The sequence below is a fragment of the Luteitalea sp. genome (assembly GCF_044337415.1).
Classification (GTDB): Bacteria; Acidobacteriota; Vicinamibacteria; order Vicinamibacterales; family Vicinamibacteraceae; genus Luteitalea.
This window is the reverse complement of the sequence record NZ_JBIINP010000396.1, coordinates 1-2,549: the sequence shown is the minus strand read 5'-3', so window position 1 is coordinate 2,549 and position 2,549 is coordinate 1. Positions and strand designations below refer to the sequence as shown.

General features: G+C 71.4%; 2 protein-coding genes and 1 pseudogene. All 3 read left to right on the top strand.

All coding sequences use genetic code 11. The annotated features are described in order from the left end of the window. Positions 1 to 398: pseudogene (locus ACIRDX_RS22805) on the top strand (ABC transporter); the annotation flags it as partial. Then, positions 395 to 1,783 carry a DUF4340 domain-containing protein gene (locus tag ACIRDX_RS22800; RefSeq protein ID WP_396627705.1) on the top strand — a complete coding sequence of 463 codons (1,389 nt, stop codon included), beginning with the start codon at positions 395 to 397 and terminating at the stop codon, positions 1,781 to 1,783. The pseudogene ACIRDX_RS22805 and the gene ACIRDX_RS22800, both read left to right, overlap by 4 nt. Next, positions 1,780 to 2,549: D-alanyl-D-alanine carboxypeptidase/D-alanyl-D-alanine-endopeptidase (gene dacB / locus ACIRDX_RS22795; protein WP_396627704.1), on the top strand; the 770-nt coding region annotated here is incomplete at its 3' end. The genes ACIRDX_RS22800 and dacB, both read left to right, overlap by 4 nt.

Below are 2,549 nucleotides of genomic sequence, written 5' to 3'. Positions count from 1 at the left end.
CGGCGGCCGGCGACAAGGAAGGCCCGATCACGCTCGCGGCCGCCATCGGCATGGACGCCCCGAATGCGCCGAAGCCCCCGCCGACTCCGCCCGTGCCGGGACAGCCGGCGCCCGACGCGCCGCGCGTACCGCAGACGCGCGTGGTGGTGTTCGGCGACTCCGACTTCGCCAGCAACGCGGTGCTCGGCACCCAGGGCAACCGCGACCTGTTCCTGAACGCGGTGAACTGGGCCGCGCAGCAGGACGCCCTGATCGCCATCCGTCCCAAGCAGGCCGGCGATCGACGCGTGACGATGACCGAGGATCAGCAGAGTCGCGTGAAGTGGTTGTCGGTGGTCGGGTTGCCGCTCGCAGTGGCCGCGCTCGGTGTGTGGGCCTGGAGCCGGAGGCGCGGATGAACCGCGGACGCTCCACCCTGATCCTGCTGGCCCTCGCGGCCGCCCTCGGCGCCTACATCTGGTTCGTCGAGATGAAGCGCGAGGCGACCGACGAGGACGCGCCGAAGACGGAGAAGGTGTTCGCCGACCTGAAGGCCGAGGCGATTGGCGCCCTCGAACTCCTCGGCTCCAACGGCGACCGCACGACGCTGAAGAAGCAGGGTGCAGGCTGGCTGATCGAGGCGCCGGTGCAGGCGCCGGCCGATGCCAGCGAGGTGTCGGGCGTGACGAGCAACCTGGCCTCGCTCGACCTGACGCGCGTGATCGACGAGAAGCCCGCCAGCCTCGAGCCGTTCGGCCTCGACGCGCCACGCGTCTCGGTGGCCTTCACGGTGGGGAACACGACGCGCACCCTGCTGCTGGGGAGCAAGACCGCCACCGGTGGCGACACGTACGCCAAGCTCGCCGACGCGCCACGTGTCTTCACGGTGCCGAGTTGGCTCGAGCAGAGCCTCGATCGGACGACCTTCCAGTTGCGCAACAAGGCCATCGCCACGTTCGATCGCGAGGCCGTCGACCATCTGGCGATCATCGGCGCGCCCGGCACGATCGAGTTCAGGAAGCAGGGCGACCAGTGGCAGATCGTGCAGCCGCTGCAGGCGCGCGCCGACTCGGCCGACGTCGGGGCCCTGCTCACGCGGTTGTCCTCGGGCCAGATGCAGGCGATCGTCGCCGAACAACCGGCCACGCTCGACACGTATGGCCTGCAGCCGGCCCGCACGACCGTGACGGCCACGGGAGGCGGCAAGACGCTGGCGCAGGTGTTCGTCGGCACGCCGAGCGGCGACACCGCCGTGCACATGAAGGACGCCGCACGCCCGATCGTCTTCACCGTCGAGAAGGGCCTGGCCGACGACCTGCAGCGCACCGCGTCCAGCTATCGCGCCAAGGACCTGTTCGCCTATCGCATGTTCAACCTGTCGCGCCTTGTGGTGGCGCGTGGCGACACCAGCCGCACGTTCGAGAAGAAGACGACAGGCAGCGGCGCCTCGGCCACCGACACGTGGACCCAGACGACCCCGCCCGACCCGAACGTGAAGGCCGCGACCATCGACGACATCGCCAGCCGCCTCGGCACGATCCGGGCGGAAGGCTGGGTCGACGCCGCGCCTGCCGGCGCCACGCCGGTCCTCAGTGTGGTGGCGACCTTCGACGGCGGGAAGGAAGAGCGCGTCGCCATCGTGCAGGCCAACGGCCGCATGTACGCGCTGCGCACTGGTGAACCCGGCGCAGCAACACTCGGGTCGCCAGCCGTGAGCGACGTGCTGGCGCTGCTCGATCCCTCGTCGGCGCCCGCAGCCAGCGCGGCGCCCGCGCCGGCGCCGGTTCCCGGCACGAAGCCGTGAGGCCCCGAAGCGGCCGCCTGCTGGCGGTCGCGCTCGGCCTGATCACGAACGGGGCCTGCGCCGCACGCCAGGCCCCACCTTCTCCCTCCATCGCTGTCTCCACGCCTCGTCCGGTCGCTGACGCCCCGGCCTCGCCCGATGCTGCGCTCGGCGCGGCCTTCGACGCACGCTTCGCCGCCACGGACGACCGCGTGCTGTGGGCCGTGCGCCTCGAACGCATCGACGGTCCCCGAGAAGGTAGGGCCGGCTCTCCGAGCCCGGCCCCGATCGTCCTCGCCAACCGCAACGCCGACCGCCTCGTCATCCCGGCGTCGAACATGAAGATCGTGACGCTGGTGGCGGCCGCCAGTCGTCTCGGCTGGGACTACCGCTTCCGCACGCGCCTGCACGCCACGGGCCCGACCGATGGCCACGTGCTGCGAGGTGATCTCGTCGTTGTTGGCAGCGCGGATCCCACAATCGGGCGCGGCGACGATCCGCTGGCGACGTTCCGCGAATGGGCGCGCGCACTGCGAGCGAAGGGCATCAGCCGCATCGAGGGCGATCTCGTCGGCGATCCCACGCGCCTCGGCGAGGAGTGGCTCGGCGACTCGTGGAGCTGGGACGACCTCGCGTTCGGGTACGCCGCCCCCTACTCGGGACTCACCTTCCACGAGAACGTCGTCCGCGTGCGCATCACGCCGGCCGCAGCGACGGGAAAGGCCGCTCGGGCCACGCTGTGGCCGTCGGCCACCGGTCTTGCGTTGCAGGCCGACGTGCAGACGAC

Coding starts and splice junctions, on each gene's coding strand:
- ACIRDX_RS22800 (WP_396627705.1), top strand. CDS start 395: ATGAACCGCGGACGCTCCACCCTGATCCTGCTGGCCCTCGCGGCCGCC.